Source organism: Mesorhizobium sp. B283B1A, assembly GCF_020165735.1.
In the GTDB taxonomy this organism is placed as follows: domain Bacteria; phylum Pseudomonadota; class Alphaproteobacteria; order Rhizobiales; family Rhizobiaceae; genus Mesorhizobium; species Mesorhizobium opportunistum.
This window is the reverse complement of record NZ_JAIUIQ010000074.1, coordinates 1-17549: the sequence shown is the minus strand read 5'-3', so window position 1 is coordinate 17549 and position 17549 is coordinate 1. Positions and strand designations below refer to the sequence as shown.

At 62.0% G+C, this 17549-nt stretch carries 17 protein-coding genes; 4 read left to right on the top strand and 13 right to left on the bottom strand.

Annotated elements, in window-relative coordinates; genetic code table 11:
• Positions 1-105 precede the first annotated feature (105 nt).
• Together LB577_RS32385 and LB577_RS32380 are read left to right on the top strand one after the other, a co-directional pair.
• Complete coding sequence (locus LB577_RS32385) at positions 106-1203, top strand: mandelate racemase/muconate lactonizing enzyme family protein (RefSeq protein WP_263496290.1); 1098 nt, start codon at positions 106-108, stop codon at positions 1201-1203.
• Between the two features lie 24 nt (positions 1204-1227).
• Positions 1228-1962, top strand: a complete 735-nt coding sequence (locus LB577_RS32380; protein ID WP_224690467.1) for a ribonuclease activity regulator RraA — start codon at positions 1228-1230, stop codon at positions 1960-1962.
• Between the two features lie 201 nt (positions 1963-2163).
• On the opposite strand, the gene LB577_RS32375 is transcribed toward LB577_RS32380, so the two are convergent.
• The 7 genes from LB577_RS32375 to LB577_RS32345 all read right to left on the bottom strand — a co-directional run bounded on the left by LB577_RS32375 (position 2164) and on the right by LB577_RS32345 (position 9657).
• Positions 2164-3354: an NADH-quinone oxidoreductase subunit D gene (locus LB577_RS32375; protein WP_023767769.1), complete on the bottom strand. Its 1191-nt coding sequence runs from the start codon at positions 3352-3354 to the stop codon at positions 2164-2166.
• A 73-nt stretch (positions 3355-3427) separates the two neighbouring features.
• On the bottom strand, positions 3428-3823 hold the full coding sequence (locus tag LB577_RS32370) for a hypothetical protein (RefSeq protein ID WP_224690466.1): 396 nt from the start codon (positions 3821-3823) through the stop codon (positions 3428-3430).
• 128 nt (positions 3824-3951) lie between these two features.
• Entirely contained in the window at positions 3952-5538 is a 1587-nt protein-coding gene (locus LB577_RS32365; protein ID WP_224690465.1) for a DHA2 family efflux MFS transporter permease subunit, read from the bottom strand.
• An 8-nt stretch (positions 5539-5546) separates the two neighbouring features.
• Positions 5547-6740 (bottom strand): HlyD family secretion protein, encoded by a 1194-nt coding sequence (locus LB577_RS32360; RefSeq protein ID WP_224690464.1) that lies wholly within the window; start codon positions 6738-6740, stop codon positions 5547-5549.
• Between the two features lie 104 nt (positions 6741-6844).
• On the bottom strand, positions 6845-8557 hold the full coding sequence (locus LB577_RS32355; RefSeq protein WP_224690463.1) for an HAD-IIB family hydrolase: 1713 nt from the start codon (positions 8555-8557) through the stop codon (positions 6845-6847).
• Positions 8558-8830: 273 nt separating this feature from the next.
• Entirely contained in the window at positions 8831-9268 is a 438-nt protein-coding gene (locus LB577_RS32350; RefSeq protein WP_140572682.1) for a GFA family protein, read from the bottom strand.
• A gap of 89 nt (positions 9269-9357) precedes the next feature.
• Positions 9358-9657, bottom strand: a complete 300-nt coding sequence (locus tag LB577_RS32345) for a PRC-barrel domain-containing protein (protein ID WP_023776591.1) — start codon at positions 9655-9657, stop codon at positions 9358-9360.
• A 217-nt stretch (positions 9658-9874) separates the two neighbouring features.
• Here LB577_RS32345 and LB577_RS32340 point away from each other — a divergent pair, with 217 nt between their 5' ends.
• The gene (locus LB577_RS32340; RefSeq protein ID WP_013893799.1) at positions 9875-10039 is read left to right on the top strand and encodes a hypothetical protein; all 165 of its coding nucleotides are present in this window, start codon (positions 9875-9877) and stop codon (positions 10037-10039) included.
• Positions 10040-10173: 134 nt separating this feature from the next.
• Positions 10174-10956 (top strand): Crp/Fnr family transcriptional regulator, encoded by a 783-nt coding sequence (locus tag LB577_RS32335; protein WP_224690462.1) that lies wholly within the window; start codon positions 10174-10176, stop codon positions 10954-10956.
• 299 nt (positions 10957-11255) lie between these two features.
• On the opposite strand, the gene LB577_RS32330 is transcribed toward LB577_RS32335, so the two are convergent.
• From LB577_RS32330 to LB577_RS32305, 6 genes are all read right to left on the bottom strand, one after another.
• A complete protein-coding gene (locus tag LB577_RS32330; RefSeq protein WP_224690461.1) occupies positions 11256-11987 on the bottom strand; it encodes a GGDEF domain-containing protein in 732 nt (243 codons plus the stop codon).
• 106 nt (positions 11988-12093) lie between these two features.
• Positions 12094-12789, bottom strand: a complete 696-nt coding sequence (locus LB577_RS32325) for a thermonuclease family protein (RefSeq protein WP_224690460.1) — start codon at positions 12787-12789, stop codon at positions 12094-12096.
• 48 nt (positions 12790-12837) lie between these two features.
• Positions 12838-14055: an ABC transporter substrate-binding protein gene (locus LB577_RS32320; RefSeq protein ID WP_224690459.1), complete on the bottom strand. Its 1218-nt coding sequence runs from the start codon at positions 14053-14055 to the stop codon at positions 12838-12840.
• Positions 14056-14149: 94 nt separating this feature from the next.
• Positions 14150-14926 carry a lytic transglycosylase domain-containing protein gene (locus LB577_RS32315; protein ID WP_224690458.1) on the bottom strand — a complete coding sequence of 259 codons (777 nt, stop codon included), beginning with the start codon at positions 14924-14926 and terminating at the stop codon, positions 14150-14152.
• A 14-nt stretch (positions 14927-14940) separates the two neighbouring features.
• Positions 14941-15309 carry a hypothetical protein gene (locus tag LB577_RS32310; protein WP_224690457.1) on the bottom strand — a complete coding sequence of 123 codons (369 nt, stop codon included), beginning with the start codon at positions 15307-15309 and terminating at the stop codon, positions 14941-14943.
• A gap of 63 nt (positions 15310-15372) precedes the next feature.
• Positions 15373-17418: a type I secretion C-terminal target domain-containing protein gene (locus LB577_RS32305; protein WP_411969366.1), complete on the bottom strand. Its 2046-nt coding sequence runs from the start codon at positions 17416-17418 to the stop codon at positions 15373-15375.
• Positions 17419-17549: the final 131 nt, after the last annotated feature.

Here is a 17549-nt window from a genome sequence, read left to right as displayed (position 1 = left end):
GGATCGCGGCCGATGAGAAACTCGCGATAGTGCTCGATCGCGCCGGCCACGGCCTTCTCGCGACCGATCAAGCCCTATCCAGTGTGGGTCGGGACGCGCAACCAGATGCTGGTCAAGGTCGAGACCGATCAAGGCATCTTCGGTTGGGGTGAGAGCGGCTTGAGCGGTCGCGAGAAGGCCGTGGCCGGCGCGATCGAGCACTATCGCGAGTTTCTCATCGGCCGCGATCCGATGCAGGTCGGGCGGATCTGGCAGGAGCTTTATCGCAGCCAGTACTTCGAAGGCGGCCGCGTTCTGCAGGCAGCGATTTCCGCTATCGACATCGCCCTTCACGACATCAAGGGCAAGGCGCTGGGGGTGCCGGTCTACGAGCTGCTGGGCGGCAAGCAGCGCGACCGCGTCCCCACCTTCGCCTCGACCGGTGACGAGGCCGAGGGCGATGCTGCCATCGAGCGAGCCCGCGAACTCTGCGCACAGGGTTGGCAGGCGATCCGCTTCTTCCCCGTAGGGCAAAGCAGCAAGGATATCTTCGAGCCGCGCGAGTCGATCGGGGCAACCGCCCATATGCTGAACAGAGCGCGCGAGGCGCTGGGCGGCGATGTCGTCCTCGGCATCGACTATCACCATCGGCTGTCGGTGGCCGAGGCGGCGAGCTTCTGCAACAAGCTCGGCCGGGGCGTGCTTGATTTTCTCGAGGAGCCGATACGGGCCGAGACACCGGAGGCCTACGAATCCCTTCGCAAGATGACCGATATCCCCTTTGCCATCGGCGAGGAATTTGCCAGCAAATGGGATTTCCTGCCCTACATCGAGCGCGGCATCCACCAGTTCAACCGGATCGATGTCTGCAATGTCGGCGGGCTCACCGAGGCGATGAAAGTCGCCGGCTGGAGCGAGGCGCATTATGTGGACCTGATGCCGCACAATCCGCTTGGTCCGGTGTGCACCGCCGCGACAGTGCATCTTGCCGCCGCGGTACCGAACTTCGCATGGCTCGAGACCAGGGCGCCCGAAAGAAAGCTGGGCTTCGACAATTCCGATTTCTTCCCCGTGCAACCACGGCTCGACGGCCCGGATTATCCGGTCGGCGATCTGCCAGGGCTCGGCATCGAAGTCAACGAAGCGGCGGTCCAGGCGCAGAGCCTGCGTTTCTGGGAAGCGCCTCACCTCAAGCGCCGCGACGGTTCTGTCACGAACTGGTAGTTCCCTTCCAACCGGAGTCCGACAATGACGCATACTCCCGACATCACGAGGCCGCCCAAGGACCTGATCGACGCGCTAAGGGAGATCGGCGCCGCGACGGTTGCCGGCACGCTTGGCCACATGGGCTTCCGCAATCCGCACATGGTCGGTCCGGTGGCGCAGAACCACGGGAAGTCGATCGTCGGACCGGCGCTGACGCTGCAATTCCTGCCGCAGCGGCCGGACCTTTTCAACGAGGGAGAATATGCCGATCCGGAGACGCAATTGCACCGGCACGTGCTCTATCACGCGCAGGAGGGTGATGTGGTCGTGGTCGACGCGCGCGGCGACATGAGTTCGGGCGTCTTCGGCGATATGATGTCGACCTATTTCAAGGGCAGGGGCGGAGCCGGCATCGTCATAGACGGATGCATGCGCGACCGCCCCAATGTCGAGAAGCTCGATCTGCCCCTCTGGCTGCGCGGCTGGACGCCCAATTATCATGTTCAGACCAGCATCTATCCGAACGCCGTCAATGTTCCGATTGCCTGCGGCGGCGTCACGGTGCTCCCCGGCGACATCATCATCGCCGACGATGACGGGGCGGTGGTGCTTCCTGTCGCAATGGCCGCAAAAGTGATCGAAGAATCACGGAAGCATCACGATTGGGAGGAGTTCTCCAGAATGAAGCTCATGGAGGGCGCACCGCTGCAGCACTACTACCCACTGCATGACGATGCCCAAGGCGAATATGAGGAGTGGCGCAAAGCCAATCGCTAGGCGGATTGACCTTGGAATCACCTACATGGGCGGCAGCTATCGGCCGTGCCGCTCGACGAGAACCACGAGCGCCCGGTCCGCGCCACCGGATCGAGATGTGATCGCAGGCGCGTGATCGCAAGTTGAACAACCGGACAATTGACGACCTTCATAGAGGGGCTGGGCACTATGACGAGCCAATGTACATGATCCCCGCACCGGTCAGCGATCGATCTCCCCAAACACGATGTCCAGCGATCCGATGATCGCTGCAACGTCGGCGATCATGTGTCCGCGGGACAGGAAATCCATCGCCTGCAGATGCGCAAAGGACGGCGCGCGGATCTTGCACCGATAGGGAACATTGCTGCCGTTCGAAACCAGGTAGACGCCGAACTCGCCTTTCGGAGCCTCGACCGCGGCGTAGACTTCTCCGGCCGGCACATGAAGCCCTTCAGTATAAAGTTTGAAATGCTGGATGGTCGCTTCCATCGACCGTTTCATCGTGGCGCGCCGCGGCGGCGTGATCTTCCGGTTCGGGACGGCCACGGGCCCTTGGCCTTCCGGTGACCGCAATTTATCCAGGCATTGTTTCATGATCCGGACCGACTGACGCATTTCCTCCATGCGAACGAGGTAGCGGTCATAGCAGTCTCCATTCTTGCCGACGGGAATGTCGAAATCCATTTCGGGATAACATTCGTACGGCTGTGCCTTGCGCAGGTCCCATGACGCTCCAGATCCACGCACCATCACACCGGAAAAACCCCAGGCCCAGGCATCTTCCAGCCCGATCGCGCCGACATCGACATTGCGTTGCTTGAAAATACGGCTGCCGGTGAGCAAATCGTCGAGATTGTCGCAGACCTTGAGGAATGGGTCGCAGAAAGCCTGGATATCGTCCAGCAGCTTTGGCGGCAGGTCCTGGTGCACGCCGCCGATCCTGAAGTAGTTCGCATGCATGCGGGCGCCGGAGGCACGCTCGTAAAAGACCATCAGCTTCTCGCGCTCCGCAAACCCCCAGAGCGGTGGGGTCAGCGCTCCAATGTCCATGGCTTGGGTCGTGACGTTGAGGAGATGCGACAGAAGCCGGCCTATTTCACAAAACAGGACGCGGATGAGCTGTCCGCGCCTGGGCACCGATATTTCGAGCAATTTCTCGGCTGCAAGGCAGAAGGCATGCTCCTGGTTCATCGGCGCGACATAGTCGAGCCGGTCGAAATAGGGCAGGGCCTGCAGATAGTTCTTGTACTCGATCAGTTTCTCGGTGCCGCGGTGAAGGAGCCCGATATGCGGATCGGCGCGATCGACGATCTCGCCATCGAGTTCGAGCACCAATCGAAGAACGCCGTGGGCGGAAGGATGCTGCGGTCCGAAATTGATGGTGAAGTTGCGAACGGCGGCTTCGGCCATGACGGCTCTCTGCAAGTGCGTTTACTGGCAAGTGCGTTTGTTGGTTCGCAGCGTGATCCTGTCGGCGCGCCGCTCAAGTCGTCGTCTGGATGATCAGCGTCAAAGTGCCATCGCCATCGATGTTTGCCGCGACGACCTGCGAGGAGTTGAGCCCGTTCGCCCTCAATGCCGAGCTCGCCTGAGGCGAAGCGTCGACGGAGTTTTGCAGCCGAAGCAAGTCTTGCGCACTGGTCTGATTGATCACGGCATCCGCCTGCGCCTTGATTTCTGCAGGCAAATCCTCGACCGCGACAACGGCGACGCCGGTGAAATTCAAATCAGGAGAGCCTTGATCGGGCAGCGTCTGCTCCGGTTGGACTTCCCCCTGCGGTGACGTCATCTGGGGGAGCTGCGGGGCGATGGTTTGCCCATGGATGGGCTGAGTGATGACCGCCCCGGAAAGTGCGATGGCTATCGTCAAAATCCGCATGGTCGCTCCTTCATCCTCTCGAGAGACATCGAAAGAAACCCCTATGCCGGGGGGATGGTTCCGCAACTCTGACCACATCGGGACGTTTTTGCCCGGCAAACGTCTGATGGGATTTGGGAGGAATGCGGCTAGCGCTTTTCGGCCTTCGGTGTTGGAGACCGCAGCAGCAAGGCGAGCGGTACGAGGATGGCCGTCGCTACCGCGCAATACCGAAAGACATCGACATAGGCGAGCAATGAGGCCTGGCGCGCTATCAACTGCCCGATCCAGCCGATCGCCTGCTGTTTTGCCTCGACCATCGGCGAGCCCTGAGCCACGAAGTGCTTGGTTGCCTGACGCAGCACCTGCTGGTAGGCCGGCGACGACTGTGCGGTGTGGCCGACGAGGTGTGCCTGGTGGAGTTGCGCGTTTTGGGCGATCACCGTGTTGGACAAGGATACGCCGATGCTGCCGCCGATATTGCGGGCGACATTGATCAGCGCAGATGCCTGGTTGGTCTGCTGCGGCGCCAGACCGACATAGGCCGCGGTCGAAATGGGGATAAACAGGAACGGCAGGCCGATCATCAGGAAGACGCGCGCAAAGGCAAAGAAGCGGAAGCTGGCGTCCGGGGTCAGCGCCGTCATATGCCACAGGGCGATGGCGACAACGGACATCCCCGCCATGATCAGATATTTTGGCTGGATGATGCTGCCGGCAAATCCGGAAATCGGCATCAGTATCAGCATGGCGATGCCACCCGGCATCATCGAGAGGCCCGACAGGGTCGCCGTATAGTCGAAGGCGGTCTGCTGCAGCTGCGGCATCAGTTGCGTGGTGCTGAACAGCACCGCGCCCACGGCCATCATCACCAGGAACGACGTGCCGAACTGGCGGCTGAACAGCAAGCGGATATCGACGATCGGATCGCGGTGGTTGAACTCCCAGGGGATCAGCAGCAGGAACGAGATCGCCGAAATCACCGCGAAGGTCATAATGAAGGCCGACGCGAACCAATCGTTGCGTTGTCCCTCGTCGAGAAAGATTTCCAGACAGCCAAGCGCGGTGGCCACCAGAACGAACCCAACCCAGTCTATTCTGAGGCCGCCCTTCAGCCGCTCCAGGCGTTCGCGTTCAAGCACATCCGGTTCCACGACCAGCCACTGCACCAGGGCCAGTGACATGATGCCGAACGGGACGTTGATGAAGAAGATCCAATGCCAGGAGAAATGATCGGTCAGCCAGCCGCCGATGGTCGGCCCCACCGTCGGCGCGACGATGACGGCGATGCCGTAGAGCGCGAACGCCTGAGAGCGTTTTTCGGGCGGGAAGGTGTCGGCGAGGATCGACTGTTCGCTGGGCGCCATGCCACCGCCGCCGAGGCCCTGCAGGATCCTGAAGACGATGAGCATTTCCAGGTTGGGCGCCAGCCCGCACAGCAGCGATGCGATGGTGAAGGTCGCCACGCAAAGCATGTAGTAACGCTTGCGGCCGATCACGCTGGCCAGCCAGCCGCTGACCGGGATGATGACCGAATTCGCCACCAGATAGGTGGTGATCACCCAGGTGCTTTCATCCATCCCGGCCGCCAGGCTGCCGGCGATGTTGCGCAGCGCGACGTTGGCGATTGAGGTGTCTAGCACCAGCATGAAGGTGGCGATCGAGACGACGATTGCAATCAGCCAGGGATTGCGCCCACCGGCGGCGGATCTGCTTTCGCTTTGCGCGCCGGCCATCTCGCCACTCACCGCACCTTGACGGTCGGCACCACCGACAGGCCCGGTCCCAGCAGCACGCCGGGCGGTTTGTCGAAGACGATCTTGACCGGCACGCGCTGCACGACCTTGACGAAGTTGCCGGTGGCGTTCTCGGCCGGCAGCAGGCTGAAGGCGGTGCCGCTGCCCGCCTGGATACTGTCGACGCGGCCATGGAAGGATTTTTCGGGATAGGCGTCGATGTCGATGTCGACCGGCTGTCCAGGCCGCATCAGATCGAGCTGCGTTTCCTTGAAATTGGCCTTCACCCAGACCTCGTCGGGAACGAACATCATCAGCACCTGGCCGGGCTGGGCGTAAGTGCCCTGGCCAACCGAGATGCTGGTTGCATGCCCGGCAACCGGCGCGGTGATTGCGGTGCGCGACAGCGTGGTGTGCGCCTGGTCCTGGCTCGCCTTGGCTTGGTTGAGCTTGGCTTCGGCGCTCTTGCCCTGCGCCTGCAGGACCACGATCTGGCTCTTGGCGGCAGCCGCGTTGGCTTGGGCGCTGTCGAGAGCAGCCTGATCCTGGCGCAGTGTTGAAGCGGCCTGCTGGGCCTGCTGCTGGGTGGCCGTGCCCTTGGCCAGGAGCTCGCGGTTGCGCTGATCCTCGGCCTTGGCGAAATCGAGCGCCGCCTGGGCCTGGGCCACCTGTTTCTGCGCGGCGTCGATCTTTGCGTTCTGTGCTTCGATTTGGGCTTGAACGTCGGCAATCTCGGCCTGTGCCGCGGCCACGCCTGCGTCTGCCTGTTTGAGGTTAGCCTGATAGTCGGCGTCGTCGATGCGCAACAGGATATCGCCCGCCTTGACCGGCTGGTTGTCCGTTACGGCGACGTCGGTGACGCGGCCCGATATCTCGGCGCCGATCGTCACCGTCCGGGCATCTATGAAGGCGTCATCGGTCGATTCATACTGGCGCGCGTTCAGCCACCATAGGACGAGCCCCGCCGCGATCAGCAGCAGGACAATCAGGACGGCGATGGACAGGTAGGGACGCCGCCGCGGCAGGCTCAGCAGGCCAGGCTTCGCCTGCCCAGCGCTCTTGTCGCCCGCCTCATTCTCCGGGGCGTCGGTTCGCGCCGCAGCCCCTTTGCGTTTGGGCGAAGGGCCTGGCTTCGCCCGGTTCGAAGCTTCGCGCTTTTTGTACGTTTCATCCGGTTCTTTTGTCTGGGTTTTCGCATCCACGGGAAAACTCTCGAGCAAAGGGTGCCGCCCGCTTTGTGGAGCCGAGTCAACGGCATCTGGCCATAAAAGTTCCTGACGAAGGGTGCGACGGGCGCATTGCAGGTCTATTCTTCAGGTGCGGTGGCGGGGGCGGTGTAGCGGCGGCGCACGGCATCGAGCACCTGTTTGCGGCTCTCCTCGGCCGATAGCGTTTTGTCCTTCTCCGCTTCGGCGGTTTCGCGCGCCAGGTCCTTGTCCCTGATCTGGTTGCGGAACCATTTGGAATAGTCGCCGGCACGCAAGTGAAACTCCCAGGTCTTGTCGTCTATGCCTTCGGCGATCTGGGCGAAAATCATCAGATTGTGAGCCCTGAGGTTCATTGCATCGTCTGGTCCGTGGAAATAGAAGCTGCCCGCCTCATCGAGCTGGCCTTCGGCATATTTGCGGCTGTGCCGCTTCAGCGATTGGCGCGGCTCGATGACCTTGACCGTGGCGATTTTCTTGCGTTTCTGGGGCCGCCAGAACAACACGCGCTCGCCCTTGGGCGAGGACATGTCCTTTGGCGGGTCGATGCCGATCTCGCGGCAGAAGACCTTCACGACGTTCTTCGCCTTGGGGCCAAGGGCAACAATGGCTGTTACCAGGCGCAGCGCATCGGTCGAGATCGCTTCGGGATGGACCGTGATCAGGACCGTGCCCGGTAATTCCAGTGACAGGACCGCACGCGTATCTTCGCGCCGCTTGGGAAGAAGATGGTGCGCTTCATCGATGACCAGCCAGTGCGGTCTGGCCGTCCGGCGGCGGAAACTGCCGAGGTCGGGCAAAAGGTCGGCAAAGAAGTCCGGCCGCTCGTTGACGCGCAGCGCCAGCCCGTTGACGACGACATTGCTGTCGGCCTTGGCGATCAAGTCCAGCACTTGCGCTTTTGTCGGTGCGCTTGATCCATCGCCCATCCGGACGGCGCCCTCGAGGCCGTCATAGTCGCCCTCGGGATCGAACACGCAGAACTGAAATCCGCTCTCGACGAAGCGTTCCGTCAGCGCCGTGGCCAAGGTGGATTTGCCGATGCCCGAACTGCCGGCGATCAGCACCGTATCGGTCGGCGACAAATAGACATCGTCGCCGGCGGCCGATCCCAGAACAATGCCGTCATGCCGTCTCGAAACGATCTCGTGATCGTGTTTGATCAGTTTGTCGACCAGTTGCTCGACGCCTTTGCCGCGTGCGCCAGGCATGACCAGATCGGCGGTGTTCTTGACGGCGGGAATCGCGTTGTCCACGGCGACGCTGCAGCCGCAAGCTTGCAGGAAGGCATGGTCGTTTTCGGCGTCGCCGACGCCGACGACATTGTGTGGCGAGAGCCGAAGATCCTGAAGCGCGACGATCAGCCCGGTGGCCTTGTTGATGCCGCTCGGCAGAACCATCACCGCGCCCTTGTTGAAGATGATTTCGAGCTCCAGGCCGGTCTCCTTGATGACGTCGAGCACTGTCGCCTGATGCGGCTCCCATGTCGCCACGATCGAGCGCCCCACCGAAAGCGGCTTGACGCCGAGCTTCTTCAGCCGGGCGACGAATTTGGGATCCGGCGCGGGCGAGATCGCCCGCTCTTCCTCGCTTGCCGGCGTGTAGATCAAGGCGCCATTTTCAGCGACTACCTTGTCGAACAGGCTGACTTCGGGAAAGACGCGTTTGAGATCGGGCAGTTCGCGCCCGGTGACCAGAACCAGCTTGCGGCCACTCTTCTTGAAGCGCTCCAGGCCAGCGAGCGTTTTCTTGGAGACGATCCCGTCATGAGCCAGCGTGCCATCGTAGTCAGTCGCCAGGGCGATGAAGTACATTCCGCCCACCTTTCATCGTTGCCAGGTTGCGTTGAACTCAGGCTAGAACGAATGATCGGGATAAAGGCTCCCATTCGCAGGAGCGCCGGGAATCATTGGTTAAAAGAGTGGGGGTGTCCTCGCCTCTGAGATCCGGGCGGTCTCGGAACTGATCGTCCATGGCGCGTTTCAGATGCTCGACCTGTCGCCATTCAGTTACGAGCGCATACCGCGCAATGAACCCTTTCTGGAAGAAGCGGTGATCTCAGCATCGTCCCTGTGGGCGCGGTCAGTTTACCTGTCACGTGGATTGCCGAATTTTGCGTCGCGCTTCCTCGAATAGCGATCGATGCGCGGCAGCTTGTCGTCAAACGCGACCCAAGGCAGCCTGAGTTCCCAATAGGCATGAGCCTGTGGGCGCAACCCTTCAGGTTTGTCGAAGAAGCCGATCGTCAGATAGAGTTCGTCCGGCAGGCCTTCGTCGCTGTAGCCGATGGAACTCCCGCAGTCGGGGCAGAAGGTGCGGACCACGCCGGGTGTCCTCGAAAAGCTTTTCGGAGTTCCCTTCAAAAGCCGGAATTGGTCGGGCCGATACCCGACCCAGACCGTGAGCGGACCGCCAATGGCCCTACGGCAATCGTCGTCGTGGTCGTAGCATATCCAGAAAGGCTCGCCGTCCATGGCGGCGGCTATCGCACCGCAAAAGCAAGTCCCGGTCTCGCGCCGCGTCATCCGTCGCTCCGTGGCGCCGAAGCATCCGTCGCGTTCCGATCTCCCGGATTGGCCATGCGGCCGCTCCCGGGACAGGGGTAAATCCCTGATCAGGCGTCGTGATGCTCGGGCATGTTTTTGAGTTGATCCTTGGTCCAGTTGGTCACCGCGTGGACATCGCCATCTTCATCGCGCATGAAATCCAACTGGCTCGCGGGGACGGCCACCGGCTTGGCGCCGATGCCGAGAAATCCGCCGACATCGATCACCACCTGACTGCCGGCTCCGGAACCATGAACATGTGAAACGGTGCCGACCTTGTTGTCGTCAGCGTCGTAAATCGTGGCGTCTTCCAAAATGTCAGGCGTCAATTCTGCGCTCGTGAGGCGGACGTGATTGGTGTGGTCCATCGTTCAAGTCTCCTGTTGGGACGGGATAGTTGAACCACCCAGCGAGGCAATCGTTCCGAACGATCTTGGTGGTCTCGGATGGAGGGACTGCAGAGCCGCCCGAATTGAGCCATGGCCCGATTTGACTCGCCAAAGTCTGTACGAAATCGTACAAAGAGAAAATGGTTCGCGCGACGCTTGGGAGAGGCGATCGCGCTTTGGCCGGCACGAGGATGTCATGGCGAAAGAACCTGAGCGCCCGGGTCTGACGGCAGAGACGGTGCGCGCACTTGCGCGGGATTCGGGCGCTACGGAACAGCAGATACGTGAAATAATATCGCTGGTCGGCTTCGATCGCGCCTCCATCCTGCGCGAGGCTCGTCTTGTGGCCAAGGATGGATAGCTCGCGAAGCCGCGATTTTTCCACAGCAGTGAATGTCGGTTTTATACCAACGCGCTAGCCCTCCTAGTGCTGCGTGAAGCGCAGTCTATGGTTCGTCACCGTCCGCTCGTTCGACGGGCGCGGCCGGCTAAGAGATGCGAGTGCTCTTGCCCAAGGGAGAGAGTCTCGTGGATCACCAGATCCTGCAAGCCAAGAGCGAATTGTTGCGCCGGATGAGCGTGGACGATTTCGCGCGGCTGAAGCCGCATCTCCAGAGCGTCTTCCTGGAGCTGCGCGCGCCGCTGGAAACCGCGGGTCAAAAGATTGAAGCCGTATACTTTCTTGAAAGCGGGCTGGCATCGGTGGTGGCGAAGACATCGGCGAAGACCGAAGCCGAAGTGGGCATAATTGGCTTTGAAGGAATGACCGGCTCGACCCTGGTGATGGGGGACGACGAGGCGAACTTCGACTGTTACGTGCAGTCGACGTGCGAAGCGGTGCGCATGCCGGCTGCCCCATTCGTCGAAGCCCTGGAGGATAGCCCGACGCTGCGGCCGTTTCTGTTGCGCTATGTCCAATATCTTCACGTCCAGACCAGCTACACGGCAGCGATCAACGCGCGGCAAAGCCTGGAAGTTCGCCTGGCCAGGTGGCTTTTGATGTGCGGCGACCGCACTGTCGGCGACAGGCTCGTGATAACCCATGAATTTCTGTCCATCATGCTCGGCGTCAGACGCCCTGGAGTGACTGTCGGGCTGCAGATGATCGAGAGCTATGGCTATATCCGTGCCCGTCGCGGAGAAATCACGATCCGCAGTCGCGATGGCCTGCTGACGTTGGCGCGAGAGGCTTATGGATCACCCGAAGCCCAATACCGCCGGCTGGTCGGGGACCTGGGCTCAAAAAACCCCGCAAGGCAGGAACGGCCTCCCACGTAAGCGTTGAGGGAAGCGGGACGGGTGCGTGCCTGTCGGGACCGGCTCGGATCATTTTGCGAGTGGCCGACGCGATGATGCCGGTGAGACACCATTGCCTAAGCCCGCGTCGGCCACTGCGGCATGAATTGGGGATGCCGCGTGGCCAATCTAGCGCTCCGCAAAAAGCCTGCAACGAACGCTCGAGGTTTGGTACGAACTGTACATAGCCTGGTAACGCATTGCATGCTGGGCAAATGGGTCACACGGTCTGTTCGATGCCGTGGAGATCGCGTGGTTGGCGGCCTCTCCCGCGATCGCGCTCAGAGACTCGCGACGGGTTCTGCGCCTGACAGTTGCTGTTCCGCCGAGCGGAACATGTCCTCGAATGCCAGCTCGGTTTCAAACACGGTGCTTCCGACACTGATCGCCAGGACGTCCTCGCTGCCCTTGGGCGCGAAATAGACCCGCGCGACGCCTGCCCGGATGCGCTCGCCAATGTCCTTGGCCTCGGCTTCGGTCGCACCGGGGAGGAAGACCCCGAACATCGATGTTCCTATGCGCCCCACCATATCCTCCTTGCGGACAGCGGACTGTATGGCCGAGGCAACGAGCCGCAAGGCCTCATCGCCCCAGCCGGGGCCGAAGCGCAGATTGATGGATCGAAGATGCTCGGCGTGGATCACCAGGAAGGCGCCCGAGCGTGGCCCCGACGCCGACGGCCTGGCTGTGCGCCGCTCGATCATCGAGGTGAAAACCGGACCATTCAGGCAGCCTGTCACCCTGTCATAGGTTCCAGACCTGTTGAGTTCCCGCCGGTAGCCGCGGATCTGGGTCTGCATCCAGCCGATCAGCACGAAAAGCGGCAACCCAATGATCAGCGGCAACAGCACCGCGCTGACCATGCTGCGCCCGAACGGCGTCAGGGCATCGCTGAACAACAGCAGGTAGTTGAGGCCGACGGAGAGGCCAAGGCTCCCGACAGTTCCCAGAACGGTGAGCCAGGCGACGCTCTTCCACGCTGGGGCGGAGGCGTTCGCTGCGTTTTGTGCCATTGGCCAATCTCCTGTCAGATCAGCTGATATAGCACCGGCTCCCGCAATTTCAGTTTCGGCAAACCATACAATTTGATTGATGTGGGAGCGTCATCGATCCTGGCAGCTATTGCGGGGGGCCGAAGATTCCCATCTGCGTCTCCTCGGCGACCGCCTGCGCCTTGCCATAGATGCCGGTCGGCAGCGCCATCGCCCAGCCGTTGGACACAAGCCAGGCGCCGGCGTCCTGCTTGCCAAGACTGCACGGCGCGGCGATGGCAAAATGCTCAATGTCCGGCGGTACGAAACATTTCAGCGCGCGTCCCCGCAGCCAGGAGTTGAAGGCGTCTCGTGCGCGCTGGCCGCAAGGCCAGGCGACGTCTTGAAACGAGCAGGTTCTCTCCGGTTCGATGCTCGCGACGCCACTGATGATCACTTTGCGTCCCATGGATTCGAAAGTCGCCGACGACGTAGCGACCGGGCGAAAGAGCAGGGTTTCGCGCCAGTCACCGGGCCTCGGCCTTTTGGGGGACACGGCCAGACCCAGATCGCCGAGCGGCGGCCGGGCTTCGGCCCGCTCGATTTCAGACAAGTCAATCGGCGGCGGCGCGACAAGGCTCTCGGCAACCCTGCGCGCGTCTCGCCATGGACCGTCGGGAACGGCCGCGACCACAGGGGTTGGATGGTTGCCGGCACGCTCCATTTGGGGCGCGGGGGCAGGCCGGTCGATCGCAAGCAAGGCTCCGGCCTGCATGATCAGGACAATCCCGAGCACGAGCTCGATGCCTCCGACCGCGATAACCCAGCGGATGCGCCCGGGCATGCCCATCACGCCAGCACAGCGTTCGAGCCAGGCCCCGTCACCGGCCGTTCAGAAACCAGAGGTCGATTTGGCAACCAGTTTGAGCGCACCTTTCTGAACCCGATAGAACGGCATCGATCTTTGGCTGGACCCGTCGGCGCGAAAGCGGAACAGGCCCGTCGATCCGCGAAATCCGTTCGGGTTTTCGAGAACCTGTTTGCTGAAACCGTCGGGTCCGACCGCGCTGGCAATTCCCGCTGTCAGGGCAACCATATCATAGGCGTAGGCTACATTGACGTCGGCCGGATAATTGTATGTCGTCCTGAAGCGGTCGGCGATCGGCCCGGTTTCGCTCGAATCGAGCGTGGCGATATACGCGCCCTCAAACAGCGGATCGATGGGGTGCTCCAGCCAGCGGTTCGTTCCCACGACAGAGATTGCTTTTCCCGGAATGCCCTTCGATTTGAGGGCGGCAAGCACGGACGAGGGGCTGCTGTCACCGCTGGCAACGATGACCGCGTCGGGGGTGTCCACGAGCGAGCCCATTTCGTCGACCGCTTTCGCGGCACCGTCGCCGCCCGAATAGGGGACAGTGACCGCGAGCGTGGCGCCATAGATGCTGAGGCCGTTGGCGACCCGCTTCTCGACGGCGCTGGCGTTTGGGCCACCCGCGACAAGCAATACGAACTTCTTGCTGCCTTTGGCGGCAAGCCCCGCGGCACCCGCCGCCGCGCTGTCCGCTTCGCTGAGCGGCACCGCATAAACCCCGGCGCTGCCGGCGAAATTGTCGGCAAGTGCCAGAACCGGTGGCCGTTTCGATCCCGACAGCGTGGCGATGTGCTGAGCCGCCGGCAGCTCGGTTGGGCCGATGACGACTTTCACCCCGGTGGTGATGGCCTGTACCGCCAGCTTGCCGGCCTGTGTGCTGTCGCCCTTCGTGTCCTCTATCGTCAGCGTGAGCAATCCATTGCCGATATCCGTCATCGCCAGCTTGGCCGCATCGCGCATCTTGCGGCCGTTTTCACCTGCCGTTCCGGGTGCGGACAATGGCAGCAGCATCGTCACTTTTGCCGAACCGGTGCCCAGCGATTGGGTCGCCTGGGCGGGACCGGTGACAGCACCGCCATTCTGCCCCGCCGGCGCGGGCTGCTCGGCGGGCGCGGCAATTGCCGCCGGGTCGAGCACCTCGGTGACGTTGCCCTTCGACTGGCAGCCCGACAATGTCACGGCGAGCGCGAAGGCGATTGCCGACGTCCGCGCACAATAGACCTTTCGGCCAGCTTCCATGATCGTCCCGCCCTGTCTGCCGCCGGCTTGTTCTTCCCGGTCTGGTCTGCCACGCATGTTACGGCGGACTTGTCGCGCCGTCCTGTTGTTTTCTTTATCCGTCGAAGAGCCGGGCCCTCAGGGCCCTGATCTGTCTTGCTTGCCCCGCGGTCCTGTAGTCGGCGCATTTCATGTATCGCGGTCCGGGTACGAACACCCGGCGCACGCAGACACGGTTTTCCCGGGCGGCGGCTCCATCCTGCCCGTCTGTCGAAAATGTGGAAAAGCCGAATGTCGCGACCGGCAACGGCCCGGTCACTTCGAACCCGTCCCTGGCAAGGATTGCCCGCGCGCGCTGGCAGTAACGGACGGAGAGCGCCGAGAACCGGCTTTCATGATGCCCGGCGCGATACTTCATGACCGTGGTGCAGAGGTCACCGGCGGAGAGCCTGTTTGCCTGGGCAAGATATCTGACCCCCAGCGCGATGTTCGTCGCCGGCGTGCCCAGATCGTCGAGGGAACCTCGAAAGCCAAGCATTCGCGCTGTCGCCGGCATCACCTGCATCAGGCCGACTTCGCCATCGGCGCCCCGCACGTCGGGATCGAAGCCGCTTTCGATCTCCATGACGGCGTGCGCCAGCGCCGGCTCGAGGCCATAGATTGAGGCCTGACAGCTCGCAAATGCCTTGAACGTCTGCCGGGTCCACGCCGCGGCCGCGTCGCAACGCGGCGGCCGCGTCGAACCCGACGACCGATGTTGCGCCACGGAAGGCCGTTCGAGCCAGTTGGCGCGAGCCGGCGTGACACTTTGGGCAAAGCCAGCCAAGGCGATCGTTCCGGCGATCGCCCTCAACAAGGATCCGTCGGCTGGCATGATGGCCAACAGGCGCAAATTTGCCTATCCGGTCAGTGCATGTACTCGACCATGCGATCGTGAAAACACTCGCATTTGTTGAGCGTGTCCTCGTCCTTGTAGTTCGTCTTCAGATAGCCATAGGCCATGCCGCAGGCGACCTTGGCTTCCGACGCCCAGACGAAGACCGGCCGCGACGAGTTGATCCATTCCGAGCTGTTGGCCGCGGCGACGGACTCGTCCATCAGCTTCACCACCTGGGCCTTGAGATCGACAATGTTGTCGGTCAGCACCAGGTTGGAAGTGCCGACGGTCCGGCAATAGTCGGCCGTCGGGCCTTCGATGATGTCGGCGGCGAAGCCTGTAGATCCAGCCAGCAACAGCGCGGCGGTGGAAACCAGTAGTCTTGCAGAACGCTTCATCATGAGCTCCCCTCGATATTCCTAATGTATAATAACATAGTCATGTGGCCGCGCGCCATGCAGTTAGATCGTGGCCGGGTGTGATACATGCGCCGTGTCGTCGTAAAGCAGGTTAATGGTGCCGGCTGCAGGCGCATTCTGCAGGACCGCAACATCGACGAAATTAGCGCCGCCGGCTGCACCGTTGGCATCAACGCTGAGTGTGTGCGACGTCGAATCGTATTTCACGAAATCAGCAATATTGTCCCCTGGCGCCGTGTCGAAGAGGGCAGTCAGGTCGATCTTGTCGCCCTCGCCGCCGTTGTAGTCGGTGATGAGATCCTTGATGTTGAGGTCATCGAGCTTGAACGTATCGCCGCCTGCGCCGCCGGTCATTGAGTCATGGCCGAGACCGCCGATCAGGACATCGTTGCCCGAGCCGCCAACAAGGATATCATCAAGCGCCGTGCCCGTCAGCGTTCCTCCGCCCTCGATATGGAGCGTCAGCGCGCTTGTTGCCGTATCGCCATCGTGGTCGGTCGCAGTGACGTTGAAGGAGAGATCCTGGGAAACGCCGCTGACTGAGGCAACCCCCGACAGATCCACTTTTCCGCTGCCCTTCACGTCAACGAAGTCGACGTAGTCGACCAGCTTTCCTGCTTGGCCAAGCTGCAACTCGTGCGCGCTGTCATAGTACTTCGACGGGTCGAAGGTGGTGGTGGCGCTCGTTGTGCCATCTGTGAAATGGATCGTGTATTGCGCACTGTCGCCGGACTTGTAGTTCGAGAAACTGAAGTTCGCGTACTCCGGTGCCGAAGGATTGAAGGTCGGAACGGGCACAGGGGAATGGGTTCCGGTGAAATCGAAGCGCATGTTTTCACCGGCATCAAAATTGTTGTTATTGCCTGCACCCCAGCCAGCGGTCGAGCCGTTGACGCCGGTCGTTGAGGAGAGAAGCGCAACCGCTGTCGTACCCGCAACTAGCTCCTGCTCCTGGCTTGGCCCGACGCCATGCGCGGTCGAACCGGTGACGCTGTTAATGACCGTCAGCGGCTGCAGGAGATCGAACTCATATGTTCCCGTGCTTGGATTGACCGTGACTTTGAACACCTGCGTGTCGCCGCCGTTAATCGTGCCACTGTTGTCCATATCGGCATAAGCCGTCACTGTACCGCTGACCGTCGGGTCGTAAAGGATATGGTGCGTGCCGTCGAGCGTCAGGTTCGATGGCGGCGTGCCGGAGATCGTGAGCGAGGAGATACCGTCCGCTCCTGTCACTAAATGCAGCGAGCCGTTCAACACCAGCCCGGCCTGGTCGGATATCACGCCGTGGTCGATCGGCCCAATGGTGGGCACGTCATCGACAATCTTGACGGAGAGTATGCCGGAGCTGCTTTCATTGTCCTGGTCGGTCAGCGTGACGGTGAGGTTGTCGAACAACGTATTGTTGCCGTTGCCGGCGGCGTGCTGCTCGTTGTCCAGCAATGTGTAGGTGTAGCTCACCTTGCCGGTGTTGGCGTCGTAGCTGGTGACGGTCAGCGTGTTGCCTTCCGGCGTGGTGACGGCGAGCGTGCCGGTCAGGGCGCCGTTCTGGATGACGGTCACGCCGTTGATGACAAGCGACTTGACGCCGTCGCCTGATGCGATCGTAAAGTCGCCATTCGTCGCTTCGCTCGTGTCGAGGTTGCCATTGCCGCCGCTGGCCGCGAGTTCGCCGGAGCCTGCCGGCTCGCCATTGCGTGCCGGAAGGCCTGCCTCGTAGACCGTGGCGTCGCCGCCAGTGTTCGAAGGCGTCAGATTGGTGATTACAGGCGTCGAGTCGCCGATGGTGATGGTCAGCGTGGTGTGCGCCAAGTCGCCGTCGCCGTCCTTGATGGTGTAGGTGAAGACGTCGTTGACGCCGCCGGGCGAGCCGGCGTCGCGCACATAGCTGTAGGAGCCGTCGGCGTGCAGCGTCAGCGTGCCGTATGTGCCGTGGAGCCCGCCATTGAGCGTGTTGGTGTCATCCAGGTTGGCATTTGTCGTGCCCTTGGCCACGCCAACGACAGTAGCGCCGTCGGCGCCCTTGGTATCGGCGACGCCGTCGCTCGCATTGCTGTCGCCGCCCCCGACGTCGACGCCGGTCAGCACATTGCCCGTTGCAGGACCGAACTGGCCAGCGGTGATGGCATCGGTATCGGCAGCCGCCGTCGGCACGTCGTCGACGATGGCGATGGAGAGTGTCGTGGAAGCCGGGTCGCCGTCGGAATCGACCACCTGGA